At 66.4% G+C, this 25,010-nt stretch carries 23 protein-coding genes; 11 read left to right on the top strand and 12 right to left on the bottom strand.

Annotated elements, in window-relative coordinates; genetic code table 11:
* Window positions 1–130: 130 nt before the first annotated feature.
* Window positions 131–1,456, bottom strand: a complete 1,326-nt coding sequence (rluB, locus tag ACYCAX_RS11015) for a 23S rRNA pseudouridine(2605) synthase RluB (protein WP_294974300.1) — start codon at window positions 1,454–1,456, stop codon at window positions 131–133.
* Between the two features lie 131 nt (window positions 1,457–1,587).
* Here rluB and ACYCAX_RS11010 point away from each other — a divergent pair, with 131 nt between their 5' ends.
* The 4 genes from ACYCAX_RS11010 to ACYCAX_RS10995 all read left to right on the top strand — a co-directional run bounded on the left by ACYCAX_RS11010 (window position 1,588) and on the right by ACYCAX_RS10995 (window position 4,347).
* A complete protein-coding gene (locus tag ACYCAX_RS11010; protein ID WP_015478154.1) occupies window positions 1,588–2,022 on the top strand; it encodes an NUDIX hydrolase in 435 nt (144 codons plus the stop codon).
* Window positions 2,023–2,171: 149 nt separating this feature from the next.
* Complete coding sequence (ccoN, locus tag ACYCAX_RS11005; protein WP_015478155.1) at window positions 2,172–3,599, top strand: cytochrome-c oxidase, cbb3-type subunit I; 1,428 nt, start codon at window positions 2,172–2,174, stop codon at window positions 3,597–3,599.
* A 1-nt stretch (window position 3,600) separates the two neighbouring features.
* Complete coding sequence (locus ACYCAX_RS11000; RefSeq protein WP_294974295.1) at window positions 3,601–3,831, top strand: cbb3-type cytochrome c oxidase subunit 3; 231 nt, start codon at window positions 3,601–3,603, stop codon at window positions 3,829–3,831.
* Window positions 3,832–4,080: 249 nt separating this feature from the next.
* Window positions 4,081–4,347 (top strand): DUF2790 domain-containing protein, encoded by a 267-nt coding sequence (locus ACYCAX_RS10995; RefSeq protein WP_015478157.1) that lies wholly within the window; start codon window positions 4,081–4,083, stop codon window positions 4,345–4,347.
* A gap of 222 nt (window positions 4,348–4,569) precedes the next feature.
* Here ACYCAX_RS10995 and ACYCAX_RS10990 read toward each other — a convergent pair whose 3' ends face one another.
* Complete coding sequence (locus ACYCAX_RS10990) at window positions 4,570–5,703, bottom strand: GNAT family N-acetyltransferase (RefSeq protein WP_460248001.1); 1,134 nt, start codon at window positions 5,701–5,703, stop codon at window positions 4,570–4,572.
* A gap of 213 nt (window positions 5,704–5,916) precedes the next feature.
* On the opposite strand from ACYCAX_RS10990, the gene ACYCAX_RS10985 reads away from it, so the two are divergent.
* The gene (locus ACYCAX_RS10985) at window positions 5,917–6,165 is read left to right on the top strand and encodes a hypothetical protein (protein ID WP_015478159.1); all 249 of its coding nucleotides are present in this window, start codon (window positions 5,917–5,919) and stop codon (window positions 6,163–6,165) included.
* Here the strand turns inward: ACYCAX_RS10985 and ACYCAX_RS10980 are convergent, their stop codons facing one another.
* Window positions 6,166–7,188, bottom strand: a complete 1,023-nt coding sequence (locus tag ACYCAX_RS10980) for a glycosyltransferase family 4 protein (protein ID WP_460248000.1) — start codon at window positions 7,186–7,188, stop codon at window positions 6,166–6,168. It abuts the gene before it with no gap.
* Complete coding sequence (locus tag ACYCAX_RS10975) at window positions 7,185–7,994, bottom strand: UDP-2,3-diacylglucosamine diphosphatase (RefSeq protein ID WP_015478161.1); 810 nt, start codon at window positions 7,992–7,994, stop codon at window positions 7,185–7,187. The genes ACYCAX_RS10980 and ACYCAX_RS10975 overlap by 4 nt, the downstream gene beginning before the upstream one ends.
* Before the next feature lie 138 nt (window positions 7,995–8,132).
* Between ACYCAX_RS10975 and ACYCAX_RS10970 the strand changes: the two genes are divergently transcribed.
* The 3 genes from ACYCAX_RS10970 to ACYCAX_RS10960 all read left to right on the top strand — a co-directional run bounded on the left by ACYCAX_RS10970 (window position 8,133) and on the right by ACYCAX_RS10960 (window position 10,250).
* Window positions 8,133–8,897, top strand: a complete 765-nt coding sequence (locus ACYCAX_RS10970; RefSeq protein ID WP_460247999.1) for a helix-turn-helix transcriptional regulator — start codon at window positions 8,133–8,135, stop codon at window positions 8,895–8,897.
* 69 nt (window positions 8,898–8,966) lie between these two features.
* Window positions 8,967–9,308 carry a tRNA-binding protein gene (locus ACYCAX_RS10965; protein ID WP_460247998.1) on the top strand — a complete coding sequence of 114 codons (342 nt, stop codon included), beginning with the start codon at window positions 8,967–8,969 and terminating at the stop codon, window positions 9,306–9,308.
* Between the two features lie 75 nt (window positions 9,309–9,383).
* Entirely contained in the window at window positions 9,384–10,250 is an 867-nt protein-coding gene (locus tag ACYCAX_RS10960) for a DMT family transporter (protein ID WP_460247997.1), read from the top strand.
* A 542-nt stretch (window positions 10,251–10,792) separates the two neighbouring features.
* On the opposite strand, the gene rfaD is transcribed toward ACYCAX_RS10960, so the two are convergent.
* Both rfaD and ACYCAX_RS10950 read right to left on the bottom strand, forming a co-directional pair.
* The gene (gene rfaD / locus ACYCAX_RS10955; RefSeq protein ID WP_015478165.1) at window positions 10,793–11,785 is read right to left on the bottom strand and encodes an ADP-glyceromanno-heptose 6-epimerase; all 993 of its coding nucleotides are present in this window, start codon (window positions 11,783–11,785) and stop codon (window positions 10,793–10,795) included.
* A 112-nt stretch (window positions 11,786–11,897) separates the two neighbouring features.
* Entirely contained in the window at window positions 11,898–12,182 is a 285-nt protein-coding gene (locus ACYCAX_RS10950; RefSeq protein WP_015478166.1) for an Rdx family protein, read from the bottom strand.
* Between the two features lie 68 nt (window positions 12,183–12,250).
* On the opposite strand from ACYCAX_RS10950, the gene ACYCAX_RS10945 reads away from it, so the two are divergent.
* Window positions 12,251–14,437, top strand: coding sequence for a patatin-like phospholipase family protein (locus tag ACYCAX_RS10945; RefSeq protein WP_460247996.1), 2,187 nt, complete (start codon window positions 12,251–12,253; stop codon window positions 14,435–14,437).
* Window positions 14,438–14,728: 291 nt separating this feature from the next.
* Here ACYCAX_RS10945 and ACYCAX_RS10940 read toward each other — a convergent pair whose 3' ends face one another.
* From ACYCAX_RS10940 to recQ, 5 genes are all read right to left on the bottom strand, one after another.
* Window positions 14,729–16,825 carry a FimV/HubP family polar landmark protein gene (locus ACYCAX_RS10940; protein WP_460247995.1) on the bottom strand — a complete coding sequence of 699 codons (2,097 nt, stop codon included), beginning with the start codon at window positions 16,823–16,825 and terminating at the stop codon, window positions 14,729–14,731.
* Window positions 16,826–17,165: 340 nt separating this feature from the next.
* Window positions 17,166–17,600 (bottom strand): transcriptional regulator SlyA, encoded by a 435-nt coding sequence (gene slyA, locus ACYCAX_RS10935; RefSeq protein WP_015478169.1) that lies wholly within the window; start codon window positions 17,598–17,600, stop codon window positions 17,166–17,168.
* Between the two features lie 96 nt (window positions 17,601–17,696).
* The gene (locus tag ACYCAX_RS10930; protein WP_460247994.1) at window positions 17,697–18,713 is read right to left on the bottom strand and encodes a DUF2804 domain-containing protein; all 1,017 of its coding nucleotides are present in this window, start codon (window positions 18,711–18,713) and stop codon (window positions 17,697–17,699) included.
* Between the two features lie 139 nt (window positions 18,714–18,852).
* A complete protein-coding gene (locus tag ACYCAX_RS10925; RefSeq protein WP_051070442.1) occupies window positions 18,853–20,046 on the bottom strand; it encodes a GGDEF domain-containing protein in 1,194 nt (397 codons plus the stop codon).
* Window positions 20,047–20,204: 158 nt separating this feature from the next.
* Window positions 20,205–22,352 (bottom strand): DNA helicase RecQ, encoded by a 2,148-nt coding sequence (recQ, locus tag ACYCAX_RS10920; protein WP_294974262.1) that lies wholly within the window; start codon window positions 22,350–22,352, stop codon window positions 20,205–20,207.
* A gap of 196 nt (window positions 22,353–22,548) precedes the next feature.
* Between recQ and ACYCAX_RS10915 the strand changes: the two genes are divergently transcribed.
* Entirely contained in the window at window positions 22,549–23,136 is a 588-nt protein-coding gene (locus ACYCAX_RS10915; protein ID WP_015478173.1) for a UPF0149 family protein, read from the top strand.
* 51 nt (window positions 23,137–23,187) lie between these two features.
* The gene (locus ACYCAX_RS10910; RefSeq protein ID WP_015478174.1) at window positions 23,188–23,586 is read left to right on the top strand and encodes a YbaN family protein; all 399 of its coding nucleotides are present in this window, start codon (window positions 23,188–23,190) and stop codon (window positions 23,584–23,586) included.
* On the opposite strand, the gene ACYCAX_RS10905 is transcribed toward ACYCAX_RS10910, so the two are convergent.
* Complete coding sequence (locus ACYCAX_RS10905; protein WP_460248093.1) at window positions 23,578–25,005, bottom strand: heavy metal sensor histidine kinase; 1,428 nt, start codon at window positions 25,003–25,005, stop codon at window positions 23,578–23,580. The two genes, ACYCAX_RS10910 and ACYCAX_RS10905, sit on opposite strands and share 9 nt — an antisense overlap.
* Between the last annotated feature and the right edge of the window lie 5 nt (window positions 25,006–25,010).

Below are 25,010 nucleotides of genomic sequence, written 5' to 3'. Positions count from 1 at the left end.
CGCGAACAGCGTTTCCCGGTGACTTCGGTGTCAGGCGGGTTCGCGAGCAAGCTCGCTCCTACAAAGCTCTGCTAATTCGCAGGCAATGAAAAAGGGCTCCGAGGAGCCCTTTTTCATTTATCGCTAACGCTTAGCGCTTGAAGCCCGGGCGCATGCCGTCACCGGCAGCCTGCGGGCGACGCTTGGCAATCGGCTTGCGCGCCGGCTTGCCCGGACGCTCGGCCAGCGGGGCGCCCTTGTCGCGCTCGGGCGCGCGAGCTGGACGATCGCTCGGTGCCTTGCGCGGTGCACGGTCTTCGCCGGCATCGCTGCGCGGACCACGGGCCGGACGATTACCGCCCGCGTCACGCGGCTTGCGCGGAGCACGGCTGTCTTCGCCACGCGGGGCGCGAGCAGGACGATCACTGCCCGTCTCGCGCGGCTTGCGCGGGGCACGGCTGTCATCACCACGGGGGGCTCGGGCCGGACGCTCGTCGCCATCACGCGGAGCGCGCGCCGGACGCTCACCGGCAGCCGGGCGCGGCGCGCGCTGCGGGCGCTCGCCTTCGGCGCGCTCGGTGCGGGTACGCGAGCCACGGCCCGGACGCTCGCTGGGCGCCAGCTTCTTGCCGAGCTTGCGCTCCTGGCGCTCGACCTTCTCCTTGGTCTTGGTGGAAACCGCCGGCAGGGCGACCGGCGTCAGGCCGACTTCCTCGCTGAGGATATCCAGCTCGCGCTGGCCCATCTCGCGGTAGCGGCCCATGGTCAGCTCGGAGGTCAGGAACACCGGTCCGAAGCGCACGCGCTTCAGGCGGCTGACGATCACACCCTGGGACTCCCACAGGCGGCGGACTTCGCGGTTACGGCCTTCCATCACCACCACGTGGTACCAGTGGTTGAAGCCTTCGCCACCGGGCGCTTCCTGGATATCGCTGAACTTGGCCGGGCCGTCTTCGAGCATTACGCCGGCTTTCAGGCGCTCGATCATCTCTTCGTCGACTTCGCCGCGCACGCGCACGGCGTACTCGCGGTCCATCTCGTAGGACGGGTGCATCAGGCGGTTGGCCAGCTCACCGTCGGTGGTGAACATCAGCAGGCCGGTGGTGTTGATGTCCAGGCGACCGACGTTGATCCAGCGGCCGCTGCGCAGGCGCGGCAGGCGGTCGAACACGGTCGGGCGGCCTTCCGGATCGTCGCGGGTGCAGACTTCGCCTTCGGGCTTGTTGTAGATCAGCACGCGACGGACGTGCTCTTCGATCTTCTCGCGCTTGAGTAGGCGGTCATCGACAGCGATGGCATCGCGGTCGCCGACGCGCTGGCCAAGGGTGGCCACGGCGCCGTTGACTTTCACCCGGCCATCTTCGATCCAGGCTTCGACGTCACGGCGCGAGCCGACGCCCATGCGAGCGAGGACCTTCTGCAGTTTCTCGCCGGCCGGCGCGGGGATCAGTTCTGGGTTTTCGTGCGTGTCGGTCATCTGGGCACCTCCCGGTGTGGCATGCAACGAATAAAAAGGTCGCGCATCATACGCGCTTGCGCGCGGCAAAGCATCGCCCGCGATCGGGAAAGACTAGCCGACTTACAGAACCCTACACGGGGAATGGATCAATGCACCGCGAAGACGACTTCACCGGCGCGAAGCTCGCGCTGTTCCATGCCGGCCAACTGGTGGTCTACAAGCGCGACGAGAAACCCGGCATCCCCTACCCCGGCTGCTGGGACTTCCCTGGCGGCGGCCGCGAGGGCGACGAAACCCCGGCGCAGTGCGCACTGCGTGAACTGGAAGAGGAGTTTGCCATCCGCCTGGATGCCCGGCGTATCGAGTGGCAGCGCCGCTACCGCGCCACCCACGGTCCCGCGCCGTGGGCCTGGTTCCTGGTGGCGCGCCTGGATCGAGCCGAGCTCGACGCCATCCGCTTCGGCGACGAGGGCCAGTATTGGCGCCTGATGCGGGTCAGCGAATACCTCGCCCACGGACAGGCCGTGGATTACCTGCAGGAGCGCCTGCGGCATTTCCTCGCAGGCCGCGTCGAGATCGGCTGATTCCACGCGGCCAACCGCTGATATGCATTTGTACGGCCCATCTGAATCTGTTTCCGGCTGACACATCTCCTTAGATTGCCCGCTCACCGAAGCACGCCGCCGGCCCACCCGCGCGTGCCCGGACGTACTGACACAAGCGGGAATCCAGCATGAACACGAGAAGCACGGAGCAGGCGTATAACTACAAGGTGGTTCGCCAATTCGCCATCATGACGGTGGTCTGGGGCGTCGTCGGCATGGCTATGGGGGTGCTGATCGCCTCCCAGCTGGTCTGGCCGCAACTGAACCTTGACCTGCCGTGGACCAGTTTCGGGCGCCTGCGCCCGCTGCACACCAGCCTGGTGATCTTCGCCTTCGGCGGCTGCGCCCTGTTCGCCACCAGCTATTACACCGTGCAGCGCACCTGCCAGGCGCGGTTGTTTTCCGACAGCCTGGCCGCCTTCACCTTCTGGGGATGGCAGGCGCTGATCGTGGTGATGCTGATCACCCTGCCGCTGGGCTACACCACCACCAAGGAATACGCCGAGATCGAGTTCACCGGCGCGGTGTGGATGGCCATCGTCTGGGTCGCCTACGCGGTGGTGTTCTTCGGCACCCTGATGAAGCGCAGGACGCCGCACATCTACGTGGGCAACTGGTTCTTCGCCGCCTTCATCGTGGTCACCGCGATGCTGCACATCGTCAACCACCTGTCGATCCCGGTGGACTGGTTCAAGTCCTACCCGGTGTACTCCGGCGCCACCGACGCGATGGTGCAGTGGTGGTACGGCCACAACGCGGTGGGCTTCTTCCTCACCACCGGCTTCCTGGGGATGATGTACTACTTCGTGCCCAAGCAGGCCGGACGCCCGGTGTATTCCTACCGGCTGTCCATCGTGCACTTCTGGGCGCTGATCACCCTGTACATCTGGGCCGGCCCGCACCACCTGCACTACACCGCGCTACCGGACTGGGCCCAGTCGCTGGGCATGGTGATGTCCCTGATCCTCCTGGCTCCGAGCTGGGGAGGGATGATCAACGGCATGATGACCCTCTCCGGCGCCTGGCATAAGCTGCGCACCGACCCGATCCTGCGCTTCCTCGTCGTCTCCCTGGCCTTCTACGGCATGTCCACCTTCGAAGGCCCGATGATGGCGATCAAGACCGTCAACGCCCTGTCTCACTACACCGACTGGACCATCGGCCATGTCCATGCCGGCGCCCTGGGCTGGGTGGCGATGATTTCCATCGGCTCGCTCTACCACCTGATTCCCAAGGTCTTCGGTCGCGAACAGATGCACAGCATCGGCCTGATCAACGCGCACTTCTGGCTGGCCACCATCGGCACCGTGCTGTACATCGCCTCGATGTGGGTCAACGGCATCACCCAGGGCCTGATGTGGCGCGCGGTGAACGCCGACGGCACGCTCACCTACTCCTTCGTCGAAGCGCTGCAGGCCAGCCACCCCGGCTTCGTGGTGCGCATGAGCGGCGGCATGCTGTTCCTCGGCGGCATGCTGCTGATGGCCTGGAACACCTGGATGACCGTGCGCAGGCCGCAGCCCGAAGCGCTGCTCGCCGCCGAGCGGATGGCCTGAGGTGACGCTCTGGCTGGGGCTGGCCGGCCTGCTGGCGCTGTACTTCGGCGTCGGCTGGAGCCTGCGGGCGCACCGCGAGCGCGGTATCGAGGAGGCCAGCATGCTGCCCTTCGCCGATGACGACGAAGTCGCCCGGCGCATGGAAAAAACCACCGGACGCAGCCGTACTGGCTGCGCCTGCCCCGGTCGCTGCCAGGGCGACTGCGAGCACTGGCACGACTGGCAGCCCTAGCGCGGTATCTCACGCAAAAACCTGCGACAGAGCGCCGCATCACCTCCATCAATTTTCATTAGCAAGCACATCAATTTCTCGGCGGGCGGCCGGAATGAAACTATCTGTCCCGTGCCCCGCCACCCGATGGACGCCTGAAGCATCGTCCCCTGCCCTGCCTGGACCCCAGGACAGACATCATCGATGCCAGCGCTCCCCGGTGGGGCTTTCAAACCCATTCACCGAGTCCGTTCACCGAGGAATATCAGAATGAAGCTTGCCTCTGTCGTGTCGGCTGTGATCTCCAGCCTTGCCCCGATGGCTTTCGCCCAGGACGCCATCAAGAACCCCGGTGCCGATCTGCCGGTTACCGAATACCACTACGGCATGGCCCTGGACGTGGACAAGGTGCTGCACCGCACCGACAACTCCGGCAAGGTCGGCATCGTGCCGGCCTACATGGTCTACCAGGACCACAACGGCGAAACCCACAAGGTTCGCTTCCTCGAATGGGGCGGCAGCACCAGCCAGGGCTGAGCCCCGCCGAACATCGCCCTCCGGCCGTCTTGGCCCACCCCCGCGAGCCTGTGGTGGCGGTCGGGGGGCGATCCTGATTTGCCGCCGCACCACAGCCGTCATCCCGCAAGTCCGCGAAACTCAGCCCTACCAGGAAGCTGCGCCACCTGTAGGAGCGAGCTTGCTCGCTAACAGAACGCCCCGTAGACATCGTTGCAAAGCGGTTCGCGAGCAAGCTCGTTCCTACGAAGAGCCCTGCTGCCGATAGGGCAACGCGGTCCGGGCCTCTTCGGCGTAGGCGAGAATGCCGGCGCGCTCCTGTTCCAGAAACTCCGCTACCGCCGCCCGCAAACCGGGATGCCCCAGGCGATGCCAGGAGCGCGTGACCACCGGCTCGAAGCCACGGATCAGCTTGTGCTCGCCCTGCGCCCCCGCATCGAAACGCCGCAGACCGTGGCCAATGGCGAAGTCCAGCCCCTGGTAGAAGCACGTCTCGAAGTGCAGTCGATCGAACTCCGCCAGGCAACCCCAGTAACGACCATACAGCGAATCGCCACCGACCAGGCTGAAGGCCATCGCCACCGGGCGTCCGCCGCGATGGGCGAACACCACGCGAACGGCCTCCGGCATGCGTTCGCCGAGCAGGCTGAAGAAGGACCGCGTCAGGTAAGGCGCCTGCCCGCGCACCTCGTAGGTGCTGCTATAGCAGGCATGGACGAAGTCCCAGTGCGCCTCGGAAAGCTCGCGGCCTTCCATCCAGACGAAATCGATGCCCAACCCGGCGACCTGCTCGCGCTCCTTGCGCAGTTGCTTGCGCTTGCGCGAACTCAGGGCGTCGAGGAAATCCTGGAAATCGCGGTAACCACGGTTACGCCAGTGGTACTGGCAACCCAGCCGCTCCATCCAGCCATCGGCCCCACCGAGCAGCGCGTCGGCGGCACCATCGGTGAAGTTCACGTGTACCCCGGAGCAACGCGCCTCATCCACCTCCCTCGCCAGCGCACCGACCAGGCTCAGCGCGGCCTCAGGTGCGCCCAGCAAGCGCCCGCCGGCCACCGGGGTGAAGGGAATGCCCACCAGCAGCTTGGGGTAGTAGCCGATACCCGCCCGCTGGCAGGCATCGGCCCAGCTCCAGTCGAACACGTACTCGCCGTAGGAATGGCCTTTCAGATAGGCCGGCGCGGCGGCGAGCAGGCGGCCATCGTCGTCGAACAGGGCGCGATGAGCCGGTGTCCAGCCGGTACGCCCATCGACACTGCCGCTTTCCTCCAATGCCTGGAGAAAGGCATGGCGCAGGAACGGCTGGCCGTCCGTCAGCAGGGCATCCCACTGGCGGGCATCCACATCGGCGAGGCGGGAAAGAGTCTGGATTGGCATGGCCGACAGTCTGGCGCGCAGCGCCCGGGAATGGAAGATTGGCGCAGGAAAAGCCCGCGCCAGTGACATTCACGTTCGTCGGTATCCGGCAAACGGACCCAACGACTGGTCTATGGTGGGGATTGACAAGGCTTGCCGGCAACCCCAGCCGGCTCCATTCCGCCCGCCACGCGCCCGGCCCGGAAGAGTGGCGATTTGCCCGGAGGACGTCCCATGAGCCTGATGCAATGCGAATACCGCAAGTACACCATCACCGCCGATGTCGTTGAACATCCCGGCATGCCCACGCCCTGGGCCGGCGGCTGCCACATTACCAGCCCCGACGGCCAGACCACCAAACGCAAGACGTTGCCGCTGGAATACGCCTACATGGCGGACCTGGAGAAGGCCCAGCACGCCTCCATCGCCCACGGCAAATGGCTGGTGGACCAGAGCCTGGACCACGACCGTCCGCTGTTCTGATCAGCAGGCTGGCGCTTCGCTGACCGGCAACTCCGTCAGGCGTACCTGCAGGGAAAGGAATTCCTGCGCCGACGACCGCCACGATTGACCGCGCGCCCACTGCGCGCAGACCTGGCGATCCAGAGCCAGCGCCCGCAGGCAGGCGCTGCGCAGGTCCTCGTGCAACGCACCGGTCACGCCCTCTTCCAGCACATCCAGCGGCCCCGCCACCGGGAAGGCCGCTACGGGCGTGCCGCAGGCCAGCGCCTCGTACATCACCAGCCCCAGGGTATCGGTCCGCGAGGGGAACACCAGCACGCTGGCCTGGCGATAAGCCGCCACTAATGCGTCGCCGTGGCGATAGCCGAGGAACTCCACCTTTGGATAACGCGCCTGCAGCTCCGCCCGCTGCGGGCCATCACCCACCACGCGCTTGAGTCCGGGCAGGTCGAGACCCAGGAAAGCGTCGAGGTTCTTCTCCCGCGCCAGGCGTCCCACATAGAGAAACACCGGCTCCGCCGCCGGCGCTCCCTCGCCTGGCTGGAAACGGCAAAGGTCGACGCCCTTGCGCCACAGCACCAGGCGCTCCAATCCACGCTCGGCAAAGGCCTCGCGCATCCGCTCGCTGCTCACCAGCACAGCCTGGCTCGGCGCGTGGAAGCGGCGCAGGAAGGCATAGCCCCAGCCCAGCGGCAACCAGGGCCAGCGGGTGTTCACGTATTCGGGAAAGCGCGTGTGGATGGCGCTGCTGAACTTCAGGCCCCGGCGTATCAGCCAGCGCCGGGCGGCCCAGCCCAGCGGACCTTCGGTGGCGAGGTGAACGCAGTCGGGAGCGAACTCGCGGATCCTCTCGCCGACCCTCCACAGGTCCCAGGCCAGGGGAATTTCCGGATAACTCGGGCACGGGCAATGACGAAAATCCTGCGGGGTGATCAGGCCGACCGCATGGCCCATCTCCTCCAGCTCAGCCACCAGCGCCCGCAGGCTGGTGACCACGCCGTTGACCTGCGGCAGCCAGGCATCGGTGACGATCAGCAGCCTCATGCCGCCGTCTCGACCGCCGTCAGCTCCGCGCCGCGCGCCTGCTCCTCGGCCAGCCGGTAGAGCTGGATGCTGCCGTCCCAGTGCTCGATCAGCGCCGAGCAGGACTCCACCCAGTCGCCGCAGTTGAGGTACTCCACCTCGCCGATCTGGCGGATCTCGGCATGGTGGATATGCCCGCAGATCACGCCATTGAGACCGCGCTTGTGCACCTCGTGGGCGATGGCTTCCTCGAAGTCGCTGATGAAGTTCACCGCCGTCTTGACCTTGTGCTTGAGGTACGCCGACAGCGACCAGTAGCCATAGCCGTAGCGGCTGCGCCAGTGGTTCAGCCAGCGATTGAGGGTCAGGGTGAATTCGTAGGCGGAGTCGCCAAGGAAGGCCAGCCACTTGTGGTAGCGGGTGATCACGTCGAACTGGTCGCCGTGGATCACCAGCAGCCGGCGGCCGTCGGCGGTGGTGTGCTCGATCTCGTCCACCAGGCGGATGTTGCCCAGCAGCAGCGAGGAATAGCGGCGCAGGAACTCGTCGTGGTTGCCGGTGACATAGATCACCTCGGTGCCGCGCTTGCTCATGGTCAGCAAACGGCGAATCACGTTGGTGTGCGCCTGCGGCCAGTAGATGCCGCCGCGCAGCTTCCAGCCGTCGATGATGTCGCCCACCAGATAGATGCGGTCGGCATGGTAGCGCTTGAGGAAGCCGGCCAGGTGCTCGGCCTGGCAGTCGCGGGTGCCGAGGTGGACATCGGATATCCACAGGGTCCGCACCCGTTGTTTCTTCGTCGGCGTCATGCGTTGCGCGCTGCTCATCGTCGGCGACCTCCAGTGGGGTTTCTCCGAGTGTCGACCCACGGGGTGAAGCGCAGGTGACCGACTGGCGACAGTCCCGTTACAGCCCGCGGCGCGCTAGACTGTCAGCCTGCCCGCCAGCACGAAAAGCAGCCTTGCATGAGCCAGATCCTCTCCCTGCGTCACTACAGCCATGACCATCTCGCCCATAGCCACAGCCATGCGCAGCTGGTGCTGGGGCTTTCCGGCAGCCTGGACTTCGAAGTAGGCGGACGCGGCAGCCTGGTGACCCGGCAGACTTTCGCCGTGGTGCCGCGCGAGGAGCACCACGCCTGCGCCAGCCCCGACGGCAGTCGCTGCCTGGTGGTGGATCTGGAAGACGAAGACGATCTGCTCGCCGACCTGGGGCTGCACAACGACGCCGGTCGCCGCCTGCTGGAAACCCCCGGCCAGCGCTTGCTCAGCAACGATCAGGCACAACTGGTGCACTGGCTCGCCGGCAGCCCGCTGCACGATCCGGTGCTGGCGCGCCAGGGCGCGATCCTGCTCTTGGCCAGCCTCGCCGCCGGCCAGCAGCGCGTGGAAGAACCCGCGCAATTGCCGCTGGCCAGCCTGGATAGCTACATCGACCGCCATGCCGCGCACCCGCTGCAGGTCGCCGACCTGGCGCGACTCGCCGGGCTGTCCGGCGCGCGCTTCCACGCCCGCTTCCTCGCCGAAACCGGGCAAACGCCCATGGACTATGTGCGCCAGCGTCGCCTGCAGCTGGGACGCGATCTGTTGCGCGGCTCGCACCTGTCGGTCGGCGAGATCGCCGCGCAGGTCGGCTACGCCTCGCAAAGCGCCTTCACCGCCGCGCTGGTGCGCCAGTTCGGCACCACCCCGCGCCAACTGCGCCAGCAGGCGCGCGACAATTCCCGCTAGCCGCGCGACAGACAGCCGTGCGCCCAGGGCCTAGACTGCCGGCAACCAGGCAAACCAGCGGGAGCAGCGATGTCGGCAGACACCATCGAGTGGCAGGATTTCGAGCGCGTCGAACTGCGCGTGGGCACCATCGTCCATGCCGAACCCAACGTGAAGGCGCGCAAACCCGCCTACATCCTCCAGGTCGACCTCGGCCCGCTGGGGATCAGGACCTCCAGCGCGCAGATCACCGCGCACTATGAAGCCAGCGAGCTGATCGGCCGCCAGGTGCTGTGCGTGTGCAACTTCGAGCCCAAGTCCATCGCCGGCGTGCGCTCGGAAGTGCTGGTCACCGGCGCCTACGACAGCGACGAGAAAGTGGTGCTGGCCGGTTTCGACAAGCCGCTGCCCAATGGCGCGCGGTTAGCCTGATGCTCGTTCCACCGCGCGCCGGCTGTCCTGGCGCGCGTCCCTCTTTCCCGACAAGGCCCCGCCACCGCCCCCGGCATGAAACGCGTCACTCAACTCACTCCCCGCGGCGCCCTGATCGGCCTGCACATCGGCGCCCTGATGTTCGGGCTGTCCGGCATCTTCGGCAAACTCATCCTCGCCGGCCCCCTGGTCATCGTCTTCGGCCGTGCGCTGTTCGGCTCGCTGTCGCTGGCGGCGGTGTTCGCCGGGCATCTGCGCGGGCAACGGCGACCCACGCTGAAACAGGCCGCCATGCTGCTGGGCGGCGGCGTGCTGCTGTGTACGCACTGGCTGACCTTCTTCCTCGCGGTAAAGGTGGGCAACGTCGCCGTGGCCACCCTCGGCTTCGCCAGCTTCCCGGCCTTCACCGTGCTGCTGGAGGGCCTGCTGTTCCGCGAGCGCATCCGCAAGGGCGAGTACGGGGTGGTAGCGCTGGTGTGCATCGGCCTGGTGATGGTCACGCCAACCCTGGACCTGCGCGACGGCGCCACTGCCGGACTGCTCTGGGGCACTCTCTCAGGCCTGCTGTTCGCCCTGCTGTCGCTGGCCAACCGGGTGAGCGTGCGCGGCATCGACCCGATCCAGGCGGCGCTGTGCCAGAACCTGACGATCATCGCCTGCCTGCTGCCGCTGGTGTTCGTCGAACTGCCCTCGGTGCGCGGCATGGACTGGCTCTGGCTGGTGCTGCTGGGCGTGCTCTGCACCGGCGTCGCCCACAGCCTGTTCGTCGCCAGCCTGCGGTTGATCAAGGCACGCACGGCGGCGGTGATCTTCGCCCTGGAGCCGGTCTACGGCATCGCCTTCGCCACCGTATTGTTCGGCGAAGAACCGAGCCTGCGGATGCTGGCGGGTGGCGTGCTGATCATCTTCGCCACCTTCCTCAGTGCGCGCGGGTCGCACTGATCTCGCTCCGCGCTTGCTTTTCGCAGGAGCGAGGGGGACGCCTGGTTCTTGCTCGCGAACCGCTTGGCAGCGAAGCAGGATCAGTTCGCGAGCAAGCTCGCTCCTACGAGATATATCTGCGCTCGGGGCGACCCTAACCCTCGGCTTTGGCATCCTGCGTCGTACCCCCTGCATCCATGCAGTCGTCTCCCAGGGAGAGAGGGGACCGTTCGGTGCAGGAGGAAATCTCGGTCTCAGCCGGCACGGTCTGCCCCCTCTCCCGGAGGGAGAGGGTTGCTCCTACAAGGGCTGGAGCAATGCGTGCGGCAAAAAGAAGGCCGCCTCGCAGCATGCGGATTGCGAATCCTTGCCCTGGGGAGGGAATACCAAGGGTTCCTCGCATGACAGCCTGCGAAGCGGCCTGTCCGGTGACGGCTCCTGTGTTCCAGGAGCCTCGGTTGACGCGGTATCGGGCGGAGCGATGTCCGCCGCTCCAGGTGCAATGATCGCGTGTTCGCCCGCCCTTGAGTGTCAGCACAAGGTAAAGACTGGGTAAAACCGGCTCACGCCTGCGCCAGCAGGCCGCGGCAATAACGCGCCACGCCCTCCTCCACGGCCAGCATCGGCTCGCGGTAGCCCGCCTCGCGCAGCAAGGCGATGTCGGCGCAGGTGTAGCACTGGTACTTTCCGCGCAGCTCGTCCGGGAACGCGGTGTATTCCAGTAGCCCGGCGCGCGTCGCCGCATCCCGGGTCAGCGGCTGCAGGTCCTGTTGCTCGCGCAGGGTGTTGATCACGGCCAGCGCCACGTCGTTGAACGGCTGCGCGCGACCACTGCCGAGGTTGAAGATGCCGCTGTGCTCGGGGTGGTCGAGAAAGTACAGATTGACCTTCGCCACGTCCTCCACCGAGACGAAATCGCGCTGGTGGCCGCCAGCCGGGTAGTCGCCGTATTCGCCGAACAGTTTCACCTTCCCCGTCTCGCGGAACTGGTTGAAGCAGTGGAAGGCCACCGAGGCCATGCGCCCCTTGTGCTGTTCGCGTGGGCCGTAGACGTTGAAGTAGCGGAAGCCGGCGATCTGGCTGCGCGCGGTGGGCAGTACCTTGCGCACACGCTGGTCGAAGAGGAATTTCGAATAGCCATAGACGTTCAGCGGCCGCTCGCAGGAGCGCATCTCGCGGAACTCCTGGCCGCCGCCATACACCGCCGCCGACGAGGCGTAGAGGAACGGCACGCCCAGCGACAGGCTGGCGTCGAGCAACTGGCCGCTGTAGCGGTAGTTGTTGTCCATCATGTAGTGCCCGTCGCGCTCCAGGGTGCTGGAGCAGGCGCCCTGGTGCAGCAACGCGCGCACCACGCCGAAGTCGCCGCGGGCGTAGCGTTCGATGAAGTCGCGCTTGTCCAGGTAATCGCTGATGTCGCAATCGGCGAGATTGGCGAACTTGTCGCCCTCGGTCAGATCGTCGACCGCGATGATGTCGGTCTCGCCGCGCGCATTCAGCGCCTTGACGAGGTTGCTGCCGATGAAGCCGGCGGCGCCGGTGACGATGATGCTCATGTCGGGCATCCCCTGCGGAGAATGGATGCACCCAGACTACGAGTGGCACGGACGTACCCCGTTGACATGAAGCAAAGAAGTTAGCTTGCTATCGAAATGATATTTCGGCGACTCAGGGGCGGTCGTTGTGGCCCAGGCCACGCTGCGGATCGATGCGGTCGCGCACCCGCTGCTTGAGCACCTTGGCCTCGGGGAACCCACCGTCGGCCTTGCGCTCCCAGATCTGCTCGCCATCGCAACTGATGTGGAACACCCCGCCGGTGCCCGGCACCAGGCTGACCTTGCCCAGGTCGTCGCCGAAGGTACTCAGCAGTTCCTGCGCCAGCCAGGCGGCGCGCAACAGCCACTGGCACTGGGTGCAATAGGTGATGACGATTTCGGCTTTGGCTTCGGACATGAATCAGACCCTGCAGTAGGACGCGCACCTATAATACCGGCCGACACGCCTATTCGGATTCCCCTGTTATGCGCCGCCTGCTGTTCGCCCTCCTCCTGCTCCTGCCCCTCGGTACCCTGGCGGCCAACGCGCCGCCGAAGATCGGACTGGTGCTCTCCGGCGGCGCGGCCCGGGGCCTGGCGCACATCGGCGTACTCAAGGCACTGGACGAACAGGGCGTCCATGTCGACGCCATCGCCGGCACCAGCATGGGCGCGGTGATCGGCGGACTCTATGCGGCGGGCTACACACCCAAGGAGCTCGAAAAGCTGGCGCTGACCCTGGACTGGCAGCAGGCGCTGTCCGACTCCCCGCCACGGGTCGACATGCCCTTCCGGCGCAAGCAGGACGACCGCGACTTCCTGGTGAAACAGAAACTCAGCTTCCGTGACGACGGTACCCTCGGCCTGCCGCTGGGCGCGATCCAGGGCCAGAACCTGTCGATGCTGCTGGAAAGCCTGCTGGTGCACACCAGCGACACCCGCGATTTCGACAAGCTGGCCATCCCCTTCCGCGCAGTGGCCACCGACATCTCCACCGGCGAGAAAATAGTGTTCAGCAAAGGCCACCTGCCCCAGGCGATCCGCGCCAGCATGTCGATCCCGGCGGTGTTCGCCCCGGTGGACGTCAACGGCAAGCTGCTGGTGGACGGCGGCATGGTCGACAATATCCCGGTGGATGTCGCGCGGCAGATGGGCGTCGATGTGGTGATCGCGGTGGACATCGGCAACCCGCTGCTGGACCGCAAGCAACTGACCTCGGTGGTGGACATGCTCAACCAGTCCGTCACCCTGATGACCCGCAAGAACTCCGAGGCGCAACTGGCCACCCTGAAATCCACCGACGTGCTGATCCAGCCGCCGCTCAGCGGCTACAGCTCCGCCGACTTCGGCAAGGTGCCGCAACTGATCGACGCCGGCTACCGCGCCGCCACCATCCTCGCGCCGCGCCTGGCCAGCCTGCGCCAGAGCAGGGACGAACACGCCGTGGCCCTGAACGAGGCGCGCACGCCCGGCGAACGCCAGCCGGTGATCAATCGCATCGAAGTGGAGAACAACTCCAAGGTCAGCGACGACGTCATCCTCCACTACATCCGCCAGCCGCTGGGCGAACGCCTGGACCTGGAACGCCTGCAGCGCGACATGAGCACCCTCTACGGCCTGGACTACTTCGACCAGGTGCAGTACCGCGTGGTGCACCAGAAGGACGGCAACGCCCTGGTGATCCACGCCTACGGCAAGCGCGGCGGCACAGACTACCTGCGCCTGGGCCTGAACCTCTCCGACGACCTGCGCGGCGACAGCACCTTCAACGTCGGCGCCAGTTACCGCATGAATGGCATCAACCGCCTCGGCGCGGAATGGCTGACGCGCCTGCAGATCGGCGACCACCAGGAGCTCTACAGCGAGTTCTACCAGCCGCTGGACGTGGGCTCGCGCTACTTCGTCGCGCCCTTCCTGTTCAACGAGGCGCAGAACGTCGAAGCCACCGACGACGACGATCCCATCGCCGAATACCGCCTGGAGCGCTATGGCTACGGCCTCAATGTCGGCCGGCAGATCGCCAACAACGGCGAGATCCGCTTCGGCGTGGCCCAGGCCTACGGCAAGGCCGACGTCCGCGTGGGCGAACAGGACCTGCCCGACTTCAACTTCAACGAAGGCTACGCGGAGCTCAAGTACTCCTTCGACACGATGGACAATGTCGACTTCCCCCGCGAAGGCGAAAACATCCAGGCCGCCTTCCGCAAACACACCCCCTCGCTGGGCGACGACGACCGCTACCGGCAGTGGGACATCCACCTGGACAAGGCACTGAGCAGCGGGCCGGACACCTTCGTGCTGGGCGGTGGCTACGGACGCACCCTCGACGATGCCGAGGTGGTGGTGTCGAGCTTCCTGCTCGGCGGCGCGCGGCAGCTCTCGGGCTTCCGCCAGGATGCCCTGGCCGGGCAGAACTACAGCCTCGGCCGGGTCATCTACTACCGGCGCATGACCGAGCGCTCCTTCCTGCCGCTGGACTTCCCCTTCTACCTGGGCGGCAGCCTGGAACGCGGCCGGGTGTGGAACAACGACAACAGCTACGACACCGGCTACGTCAACGCCGGCAGCATCCTGATGGGCTTCGAGACGCCGCTGGGGCCGCTGTCCTTCAGCTACGGCCTGAACGACGCCAGCGAGCACGCGATGTACATCAACCTGGGACGGAATTTCTAAGCCCTGCTCGCCACCGGGACCCGGCCTGTAGCGAGCTTGCTCGCGAACGGTGGTTTGCCGGGTATCTCTGCGCCAGCCTGGATGCCCATGTTCGCGAGCAAGCTCGCTCCTGCAAGGGAGGATTCGTCGCAGGACGCGCCGGAGGTATCCATCCGCCTTGTACCGGGCGCTTGCAGGAGCGGACTCCGTCCGCGATTTGCCCCGCAGCGGCGTTGATCGCGGACGGAGTTGCTCGATCAGCGCCCATGAAAAAGCCCGGCACGAGGCCGGGCTCTTCCATTCATGCGTGGATCAGGCAATCCGTGCCAGCAGCTCGCGCGCCTCGGCCTTAGCCTTGGAGTCGCCGCTCTCGATCACACGCTTGAGGATGCGGTAAGCCTCCTCCAGGTTGCCCCGATCGATGCAGGTCCGGGCCTCATCGAGGCTGGCCAGCAGCTCGTCATGCTCGTGCAGCTCGCTCTCGGGCAGCTCGAACACCAGGTCGACTTCCTTGGCCTGGCCGAACAGGCTGGCATGCTCGCCATCCAGCTCCAGCTCGGTGATTTCCGGCAGCTCGCGCAGGTTGCTGCGGAAATCGGCGGGAGCGGGTTGTTCGGCGGCCGGCGTGCTCTTGTTGCGTTGTGGCGTATCGACGGGATCGACGGAGTCCCAGTCCAGATCCAGCGACATGTCGCTGAGGTTCAGGGCGAAGTCCGGTTGCGCTTCACCCGCGTTGGACGCGGGCGTTGCGTCCAACGCCAGGTCATCCCAGTCGGTGAGGGTTTCACCCGTCGGGGCGACCGGGAGTTCCTCCCCGCGCTCGAGCATTGCCGGATAGCGCGACTTGATCTGGTCGATCGGCTTCTGGTCCCCGCCACGGGCCACCAGTTCGTGTTCCTGTTCATGGAAGCCGGCCAGGTCACCCAGCTCGGCGAGCACCAGCAACAGCTTCATGCGCAGCTCGCGACGTTCGGGCTCCCGGGCAACGGCCTTGCGCAGCATGTCGCGCGCCTGGTTGAAGCGGCCGTAGGCGATGTAGATGTCCGCCCCCTCCAGGCTGTCCGCACTGGCAGCCGGAAGACGCGCCACCCCGGACTCCGGAGCCATCACCGGCGGTTGGGGACGCTGGATCGGCACAGCCACGGGCGGCGGCACGGCACCGCCCGCCAGGGGTTTGGCCGGAGGTATCGCCGCTTGCACCTGGCGCCCGCCGATGTCCTTGAGCGGCGGCTCGTTACGCTTGCGGCGCATCAGCAGCAGCCCGGCCAGCAACGCACCGAGCGCGCCCACACCAAGCCACGGCCAGAAGTTGAACTGTGCGCCCCGAGCGTCGCTGGCAGGTGTCGCCGGCGTGGAAGCCGGTACCGCCTTGGGCGCCACCGGAACCGCCGGTGCGACGGGCCCATCGCGGCGAGCCAGCTCGGCCTGCAGGCTCTGCACCTGCTGGTCGCGGCTTTCCAGGGCCTTCTGCAGCGCTTCCAACTGCTTCTGCATGGCGTCCATGCGCTGGTTCAACTGGTCGCGCTGGGCGTTGCTCAGGGCGAGGTCTGCTTCGACCTTGGCCAGGTTGCCATCGACCGCCGGGGCGGCGGGTGCGGAGAAAGATGCCATTGCCGCATCACCGGCTGGCGGCGCGGAAAGCGTTGCCGGGGCGGAAACGTCGGTCTGGAGGTTCGACGATGCGGCATTCGCCGTGGCTGCCGCAGCGGCGGGCTGCGGCGCAGGAACATTGCCGTACCCTGCGAGCTGCTGGCCCTGGGGCAGGACCAGCGTCTGGCCGACCTTCAGCCGGTGCGGGTCGCCATTGACGAAGGCTCGCGGGTTCAGTGCCAACAGGCTGTCCATCAGTTGTCTGTGCGAAGCGCCGCTGCCGCTCAGGCGGGAAGCGATGCTCCACAGCGTATCGTTGCGCACGGTGGTGTAACGCCCCTCGCCCGCCGGGATGGGCGTGGCCGCAGGGGCGCTGCGAACCGGTTCGGCGCGCCAGCGGGGGGCTTCGGGAGTCCTGCGCTCGGGCAACGGGATACTGGCGGCGACCGAAGTGCGCGCACTGTTGTAGTTCGGCGGATCGAGCAACACAGTGTACTCACGCAACAGGCGCCCGTTGGGCCGCTCCACTTCCACCAGGAAGTTGAGGTACGGCTCGCGCACCGGCTGGGTGGACACCACCCTGATGTAGCTGCGTCCGGCGCGGATCACCGGGGTGAAGCGCAGGTTCTGCAGGAACATGAAGCGGTCGACACCGGCCTGTTCGAAGGCCGTGGGGCTCGCCAGGCGGGCGATCAGTTCGTCGGAGGTCATGTCGCCTGTCTGCAGCAGGGCGATTTCCGCATCCAGCGGCTGGTTCAGCGACGAGTGCAGGGTGATCTCACCCAGGCCGAGAGCATTCGCATGAGCGGAAACAAACACAGAAAGCGCAGCGAGCGTCAGCGGAATTTTTGTTATTCGAGCCATAACCCTACCCCTAGTCTGGGTCTGCCGGCCGTTCCCTGACCACCCGAAAGCAGCAGGTTCTACCTGTCCACACACTCGAATCGCCATGCCGGACGACAGACCGCACGCGCCCCACCACTGCACCTGAAAGGTACAGGCCGATTGATATCAGGGATTAGGTGGTCCAAGGGATTTGGTCAAGACAAGTCGTCGGAAAACCGGCGAATGGTCCAGAGAAACTCACTGGGGGACTGGCGATTCCGCGAGAAAACGCCAGAAAAATGGCTATTTAGCCGAATAAAATGTGATGCACTTCTCAGTTTTTCTCCAAATTACTGAGAATCCGGCTAAGGAGCCGCTGACAGACGGCAATCTCGTCCTCGGTGATACCGCTGAGCACTTCATTGCGCACGGCAGCGGCAATGTTCTCGATATCGGTGATCAGGACATCCGCCTTGGGCGTCAGGGCGATGCGCTTGGCGCGGCGGTCCTCGGCCACGGCCTGGCGACGAACCAGTCCCTGGGCTTCGAGGCCGTCGAGCAGACGGGCCAGGGTCGGGCCCTCCACGCCGACGGATTGCGCGAGCTCGCGCTGGGTGGGCGCGGCGGCGTGGCGTGCCAGGTGCAGCAGCACCAGCCAGCGCGCCTGGGACAAACCGAGGTGACTGAGCCGGCGGTCGAGTTCAGCCCGCCATGCACGCGAAGCCTGGGCCAGTTGGGTACCGAAGTAGTGCTTATCGTTGTCTGCCATTGTGTCGCAAAGTTCGGGCTAATTGATTTGACTAATTATTAGCCAGCTAATCAAGCCCGTACAATGACAGATTGTCGCAGGGTATGACGCAGCACTTCACCATTTCGCATATTGGTCTTCTACGAATCCCCACAGATTGTCGATGCGCACCTCGGCCTCTCCCGCCGGTTTCAGCACGCCGCTGAAGCGCCCGAAGATCTGCTTGAAGTTGCTCGCCAGCAGGCCCAGGTTGAGGCGCTCCTGGTGCAGGCCGTGGGCTTCGAAGCGCAGCTCGACCTGGCCGTCGTAGGAACCGATGGTCCAGGGCTGTAGCGGCTGGTCGCGGTCGAACTCGAAACGCACGGTATCGACCTTCACCAGCCGGCCATCGAGCCAGTAGCAGTTCTCGGTGAAACTGGTTTCATTGACCCCGCACGAGAGGTTCAGGCCGACGCGCCGTCCCTGCGCCTCGCCGGACAGGCAGGCCCAGTTCCAGAAGGTTTCGCGGCGCATGTAGCCGGCGGACCAGTCGTGGTGCGCGTAGGCATCCAGCGCACGCAGGTCGTAGTTGCCCAGCGCGCTGCGCACCTCGCCGAGGCAGTGCACGCCGGCCACCTTGCGCGCATAGACCCATCCGTTCACCGCCGCCGGGGTACACAGGCTCATGGGTTCGAAGGCTGGTTGCGCCTCGCTGAAACACGCGTCGATACGGGTGCCATCGTCCAGTTCCACCAACAGGCGCTTCTCCAGTGGAGCCAAACCGTTCTCCAGGCGCAACAGGTTGCGGCCCTGGAGCAGCTCGCAGACGCCGTCGTTGGGCGCCTGCGAGAAGCGCGAGCCCTTGCCCAGCGGGCACTTGAACTGGCGTTCGATCATGCGCCCGCTTTCCGGGTGGTAGAGGTAGACGAAGCCGATGGACAACAGGCTCAGATCGGCCAGCGCGCAGCCGCCGATCAGCGTCGGGCTGATCAGGCCGAAGTACTGGAACTGATGGAAACTGCGCCACTTGCTCAGCGCGCCGAGACGACGCCCCATAGGGGAGCGGAAGTCGAAGTCGCGGTGGTTGATCGTCGCCGGGGTGGTGGAAAAGATGCCGTAGTGCGGTTGGCCGTTGGGCTGGATCAGCTGCTGCATGGGCGCGGGCTCGGTGGCGGGGTCCGGCGCATCCTAGCACCGGCCCCGCGGGCGCCGCAGTCACGCACGGCGCCAGTGCGGGGGACGGAATCGGCCATCAGGACGGGCCCCGCGCTGGGTGTACAACAGCTCAAGGCATTCAGGCCACCACCTGATTGCGTCCGAACGCCTTGGCCTCGTACAACGCCCGATCGGCGTGTTCATAGATGCTGCGCAGCGGGTGCCCGGTTTCCGGCCACAGGCAGGACACCCCGATGGACAGCGTCACTTCGTCCGCCGTCAGCGAGCCCTCGTGGGCGATGGCCAGCCCCTGCACCGCCTCGCGCAGCACTTCGGCGCGCTCCCTGGCCTCGCGCTCGCTGGCCCCGTAGAGCAGCACGGCAAACTCTTCGCCGCCCAGGCGCACGGCCATGTCCAACGGCCGCCGGGCGCAGGCGGCAAGCACCTCGCCGATGCGTTGCAGCACGGTATCGCCAGCCTGGTGGCCGTAGCGGTCGTTGTAGGCCTTGAAGTGGTCGACGTCGCAGAGCAGCAGCGCCAGTCCCACGCTCTCGCGCTGCGCCTGGCGCCACAGGCGTTCCAGCTGGCGGTTGAAGCTACGGCGGTTGTGCAGGCCGGTGAGGCTGTCGTGCTCGGCCATCATCTTCAGCAGGCGGCTGATCAGGAAATGCTGGCGGGACTTGTACTCCAGCAGGTAGCACCCCACGGCGCCGACCAGATTGCCGAACAGCAGGAACACCACGTTGCTGATCAGCTTGGGCAACGGCAGGGCGACATACAACTCGAACCCCACGTACGCCAGCAGGATGACGAAGGCGCAGGCCACCGCCTCGGAAAAGCGCAAGCCGATCAGGAAGTAGGCGGCCATGCTGACCAGCAGCAATCCCTCGTAGGGATACGTCTGGTCCACGGTATGGGCGATGCCCGCCACGGCCGCCGCGCCGATGCCGACGCTGAGGATGCAGGCCAGGCTCAGCGGCACCAGCAGTTGGGTATGCCGGCGCTGCAGGATCAGCCCGCCGCAGACGGTCAGCAGCACCAGCACGCCGATGCGCACTGCGAGCATGTCCCAGTGTTCTGGAGTCCGGATGAGGAGAAAGTCGATGGCCGCCAGCGCCAGCCAGATCAGCACTCCGACGCTCAGCGCGGTGCGCTTGAGATCGAAGCTGTCTTCCAGCAAGTAGTGACGGTACTGGGTTTCGAGGTCGGGCTCGAAGCTCAGACGGCGAAAGCCCCGGGAGAGCTGTTCGGCATAGGCATTGGAGCGGACGTCGTCCAGCCAGCTTTGTTGCGGCACGTTCACCTCTTCTCGTGGAGGTCTAAGTGCCACCATAGCTGTTCGAGATGAGCGTCACAAGTTTGTCGTTTTGCCCCGTCACGAATATGACGAAGCGGGGTGCGATGAATGTACAAGCGGACTCCGTCCGCGATCAGCGCCGCTGCGGAACTCTTCGCGGGCAGAGTCCTACGGAAAAGACAATAACGACGCGATCAGACTTCCAGCTCGGCCTGCAACGCGGCGCGCACACAGTGCAGCACTCCCAGCGGCACGCGGCCTTCGAAGAGCTCGGCGATGGCATTCACCGGCGGCAGCTCGCCGTCCTCGTCGAGGAAGGCGTCCTGTACTTCGCCAAGCAGCTCCTCGGGCAGGTCCAGCGCCTGCTCCAGGGTCAGTTGCTGACGGCCGATGGCCTCGGCCAGCAGGCTGTAGACGTTCTTCTCGCTGCAATCGAGCTGGCGGGCGATCTGTGCCGGGGTCATGCCGGCGCGGGCCAGGGTCACCAGTTCATGGCGCAGGTCGGTGACCGGCGCCGGGGCGTCGGGCGCCGCCTCGGACTCGGTGAGCACGTCGAGGAAGGCCTGGCCGTAGCGTTCCAGCTTGCGCGCGCCGACGCCGCTGACCTGGGCCATCGCGGTGAGCGTGGTGGGCTGGCTGCGCAGCATCTCCAGCAGGGTCGCATCGGGGAAGATGACGTAGGGCGGCACCGAGTGCTCCTGGGCCAACTTGCGCCGCAGGGTACGCAGGGCTTCCCACATCTCGCGCTCTTCCTGGCGTACCAGTTGGCTGGCCGGGCTGGCGCCGCCAGTGGAAGACGACGACTTGCTGCGCTGCGGCTTGGGATCGCGGCGCAGGGCCAGCGTCTCTTCGCCGCGCAGCAGCGGGCGACAGGCCTCGGTCAGGCGCAGGCCGTTGAAGCCGTCGACGTCCACATCGGCGAAGCCGCGGGCGACCAGTTGGCGGAACAGCGTGCGCCATTCGTCCTCGGCACGGGACTTGCCGATGCCGAATACCGCCAGGTGCTGGTGGCCGGCACTGCGGACCTTCTCGGTGTCCTTGCCCAGCAGCACGTCCACCAGGTGGCCGACGCCGTAGCGCTGGCCACTGCGGTAGATCGCCGACAGGGCCTGGCGCGCCGGCTCGGTGGCGTCCCAGGTTTCCACGCCATCGACGCAGATATCGCAGTGGCCGCAAGGATCGGGCATCACCTCGTCGAAGTAGGCCAGCAGCGCCTGGCGGCGGCAGCGGGTTTCCTCGCACAGCGCCAGCATGGCTTCGAGCTTGTGCCGTTCGACGCGCTTGTGGCGCTCGTCGCCCTCGGAGTTCTGCATCATCTGCCGCAGCAGCAACACGTCCTGCAGGCCGTAGGCCATCCAGGCGTCGGCGGGCAGGCCGTCACGGCCGGCGCGGCCGGTTTCCTGGTAGTACGCCTCCAGGCTCTTGGGCAGGTCCAGGTGCGCGACGAAGCGCACGTTGGGTTTGTCGATGCCCATGCCAAAGGCGATGGTGGCGACCATGATCAGCCCTTCCTCGTTGAGGAAGCGCTTCTGGTGGAAGCCGCGCAGGTCGTTGGACAGCCCGGCGTGGTACGGCAGCGCCGGGAAGCCCTGGTTGGAGAGGAACTCGGCGACCTCCTCGACCTTCTTGCGCGACATGCAGTAGACGATGCCCGCGTCGCCGCGCCGCTCGGCGAGGAAGCCCAGCAACTGCTTGCGCGGCTGCTCCTTGGGCACGATGCGGTAGAAGATGTTCGGCCGGTCGAAGCTGGAGAGGAACTGCTCGGCGTCCTGCAGGTGCAGGCGCTGGATCATCTCCTCGCGGGTGCGCATGTCCGCCGTGGCGGTCAGGGCGATGCGCGGCACGTGCGGGAACAGCTCGGCGAGCTGGCCCAGTTGCAGGTATTCGGGACGGAAATCATGGCCCCATTGCGATACGCAATGCGCTTCGTCGATGGCGAACAGGCCGATCTGCAAACGCTGCAGGAAAGCCAGCATGCGCGGCTGCACCAGGCGTTCCGGGGCCAGATAGAGCAGCTTGATCTCGCCGCGCTGCAGGCGGTCGGCGATCTCGCGCTGGGCCTCGGGGCTCAGCGAGGAGTTCAGCGCCGCCACCGGCACGCCCAGTTCGTCCAGCGTGGCGACCTGGTCTTCCATCAGTGCGATCAGCGGCGAGACCACCACCGTCAGCCCCTCGCGCAGCAGCGCCGGGACCTGGAAGCACAGCGACTTGCCGCCGCCGGTGGGCATCAGCACCAGCGCATCGCCGCCGCCGGCCACGCGCTCGATGATCCGCGCCTGATTGCCGCGGAAGGCGTCGTAACCGAAAACGTCTTTGAGGATGCGCTGGGCCTGATCGAGCATGGGGGACTCCAAATGAAGCCGCGCATTATACGCAAGCCACCCGCCCGCGCCCGGCACCTTGTCCGGGAAACTGCGGAAAAATCCGTCACATGCGTCCGAACCCCGCGTCAGTACGGGCCGCGCGGGCATTTGGCTTTTGCCGAGGGGCCCCGGAACGACTACAATCTGGGGCCGATCACCTCCGAGGTAGTACCCGATGTCCTTCGCCGACCAACTGTCCCGCCTGCAAGCCTTTCTCGATGCCGATGACCTGCACGAGGAAGCCTTGGATTACGTGGCGGCACACGGCTACCTGACCGCCCTGGCGATCTGCCCGGAGGAAGTGCCGGAGCGCGAGTGGATCGATGCCCTGTTCGCCGAGCCGCCGCACTACCGCAGCGACGAGGAGCGCAGCGAGATCGAAGGCACCCTGGTCCAGCTCAAGGCACACGTCACCCGCCTGCTGGCCAGCGACGAAGAGCTGGAACTGCCGTGCGAACCCTACCTGGGCGCCGAGCCGGACGACTCCGACATCCGCGGCTGGTGCATTGGCTTCATGGAAGGCGTATTCCTGCGCGAGGCCATCTGGTTCGAACAGGCCGAGGAAGAAGTCAGCGAGCTGCTGCTGCCGATCATGGTCGGTTCCGGACTGTTCGACGAACAGCCCGAGTTCGACGAAATCGCCCGTGATCGCCAACTGGTGGACGATATGGTCGCGCAGATCCCCGAGCTGCTGACCAACCTGTTCCTGCTGTGCCAGGCCCCGGAAGAAAAGCCGGCCCTGCTCAAGCCCCGCACTCACTGATCCGCCACCGGAGCTGCGCCGCGCGGCTCCGGACTCGTTTCGCGCCAGTCGATGCCTCGAGAAATCCGCCAGAGCCGCCACGCCTGGGTTCGCTACTGCCTGCTCGGCGTGGGCTGGCTCAGCGTGACGCTGGGCGTGATCGGCATCTTCCTGCCGGTCCTGCCCACCACGCCCTTCCTCCTGCTCGCCGCCGCCTGCTTCATGCGCAGCTCCCAGCGCTTCTACGACTGGCTGGTGAACCACCCGAAGCTCGGCCCGTGGATTCGCGACTACCTGGACGGCGAAGGCATCCCGCTCAAGGGCAAGGTTTACGCCATCGGCCTGATGTGGTGCAGCATCCTGATCTCCGGTTTCCTGGTGCAGCGCCCCTGGGCCTGGGCCTTCATGCTGACCAGCGCAACCTTGGTGAGCATTTATCTGATCCGCACCAAGACCCGGCGCCTAGACTGATCGCGGAGTCAGCGGCGGCACCTGGCCGCCCTCCTCCGGCACTGGCGCCGCCACCACCGGCCCCACCGCATCCACGGTGAAGCCGAAGGTGTTCACCCCGCCTTCGCTGCGCACGAATACCGAGCCGCCGTGCATGCTCGCCACCGCCTTGACGATGGACAGCCCCAGCCCGTGGCTGGTCTGGCTGTTGGCGCGGGCCAGATCGGCGCGGTAGAAGCGCTCGAACAGCCGCGCACGCTGCTCGGCGTTGATCGGCTCGCCGGGGTTGCTGACTTCCACCAGCGCGGCGCCGCGCTCGCCGCTCAGGCGCACCTCGATGCGACCGCCTGGCGCGGTGTGCTGGGCGGCGTTGTACAGCAGGTTGGTCACCGCTCGCTGGAACAGCGCCCGCTCGACACAGGCACGGGCATCGCCACGAAGGTTCACCTGAACGCCCTGCTCGTCGAAGATCACCTCGAGGAAATCCACAGTCGTCGCCACTTCGGCCGCCAGCGAGGTTTCCACCCGCTCGGCCGCCAGCCCGCCCTGATCGACGCGGGCGAGGAACAGCATGTCGTTGACGATGGCGCGCAGGCGTTCCAGCTCTTCCAGGTTGGACTGCAGCACCTCTTCGTAATCCTGCGCGCTGCGCTCGCGGGACAACGCCACCTGGCTCTGGCCGATCAGGTTGGCCAGCGGCGTGCGCAGTTCGTGGGCGACATCGGCGTTGAACGACTCCAGGCGCAGGTAGGCCTGCTCCAGCCGATCCAGCGCCTCGTTGAAGGCGCCGGCCAGCGCTGACAGTTCCGTCGGCAAGCCTTCCAGGCGCAGGCGCTGGGACAGCTGCTTCGGGCTGATCTGCCGCGCCTCGGCGGAGAGATCGCGTACCGGCCGCAGGCCCACCCGGGCGATCCAGTGCCCGCACAGCGTCGCCAGGGCGATGCCCAGCGCGGACAGCACGAACAGGGTGATCAGCGTGGCGTGACGGGCATGCTGGAAGGCCACGCTGTCAATCGCCGCGAGCAGCACCAGCGCCGGGCGCGAGCCGCTGGCCGGCAGCACGCCGACGCGGGCGCTGAGCCGCGAATCATGATCGGGCAGTTCCAGTTCGGCGTAGCCGTTGCCGCTGCCGAGCATCCGCCGTACCGCGTCGTTGGGCTGGCCATAGCGGAAGCGCGAGTCGTCGCTGTCGATCCAGAAGCGGATCAGCTGGTACTCCTGGCTCAGGGTGTTGAGCTTGAGCTGCATGTGCGGCCAGCGTTCGGCCAGGTCGGGCTTGTCGAGCATGCGTGCGACCATGTTGAAGCGGGTGTCCAGCTCCGAGCGCTGCAGGCGCTCGATCTGCCCGTCCAGCACGCAGTAGAGGGCCGAGCCGATCAGCAGGAAGATACCCAGCGCGGCGCCGGCGAACATGCCGGCCAGACGGGTCGACAGCGACAGGCCCT

The sequence above is a fragment of the Pseudomonas sp. MT3 genome (assembly GCF_054720805.1).
This window is presented reverse-complemented; position numbering and strand designations above follow the sequence as displayed.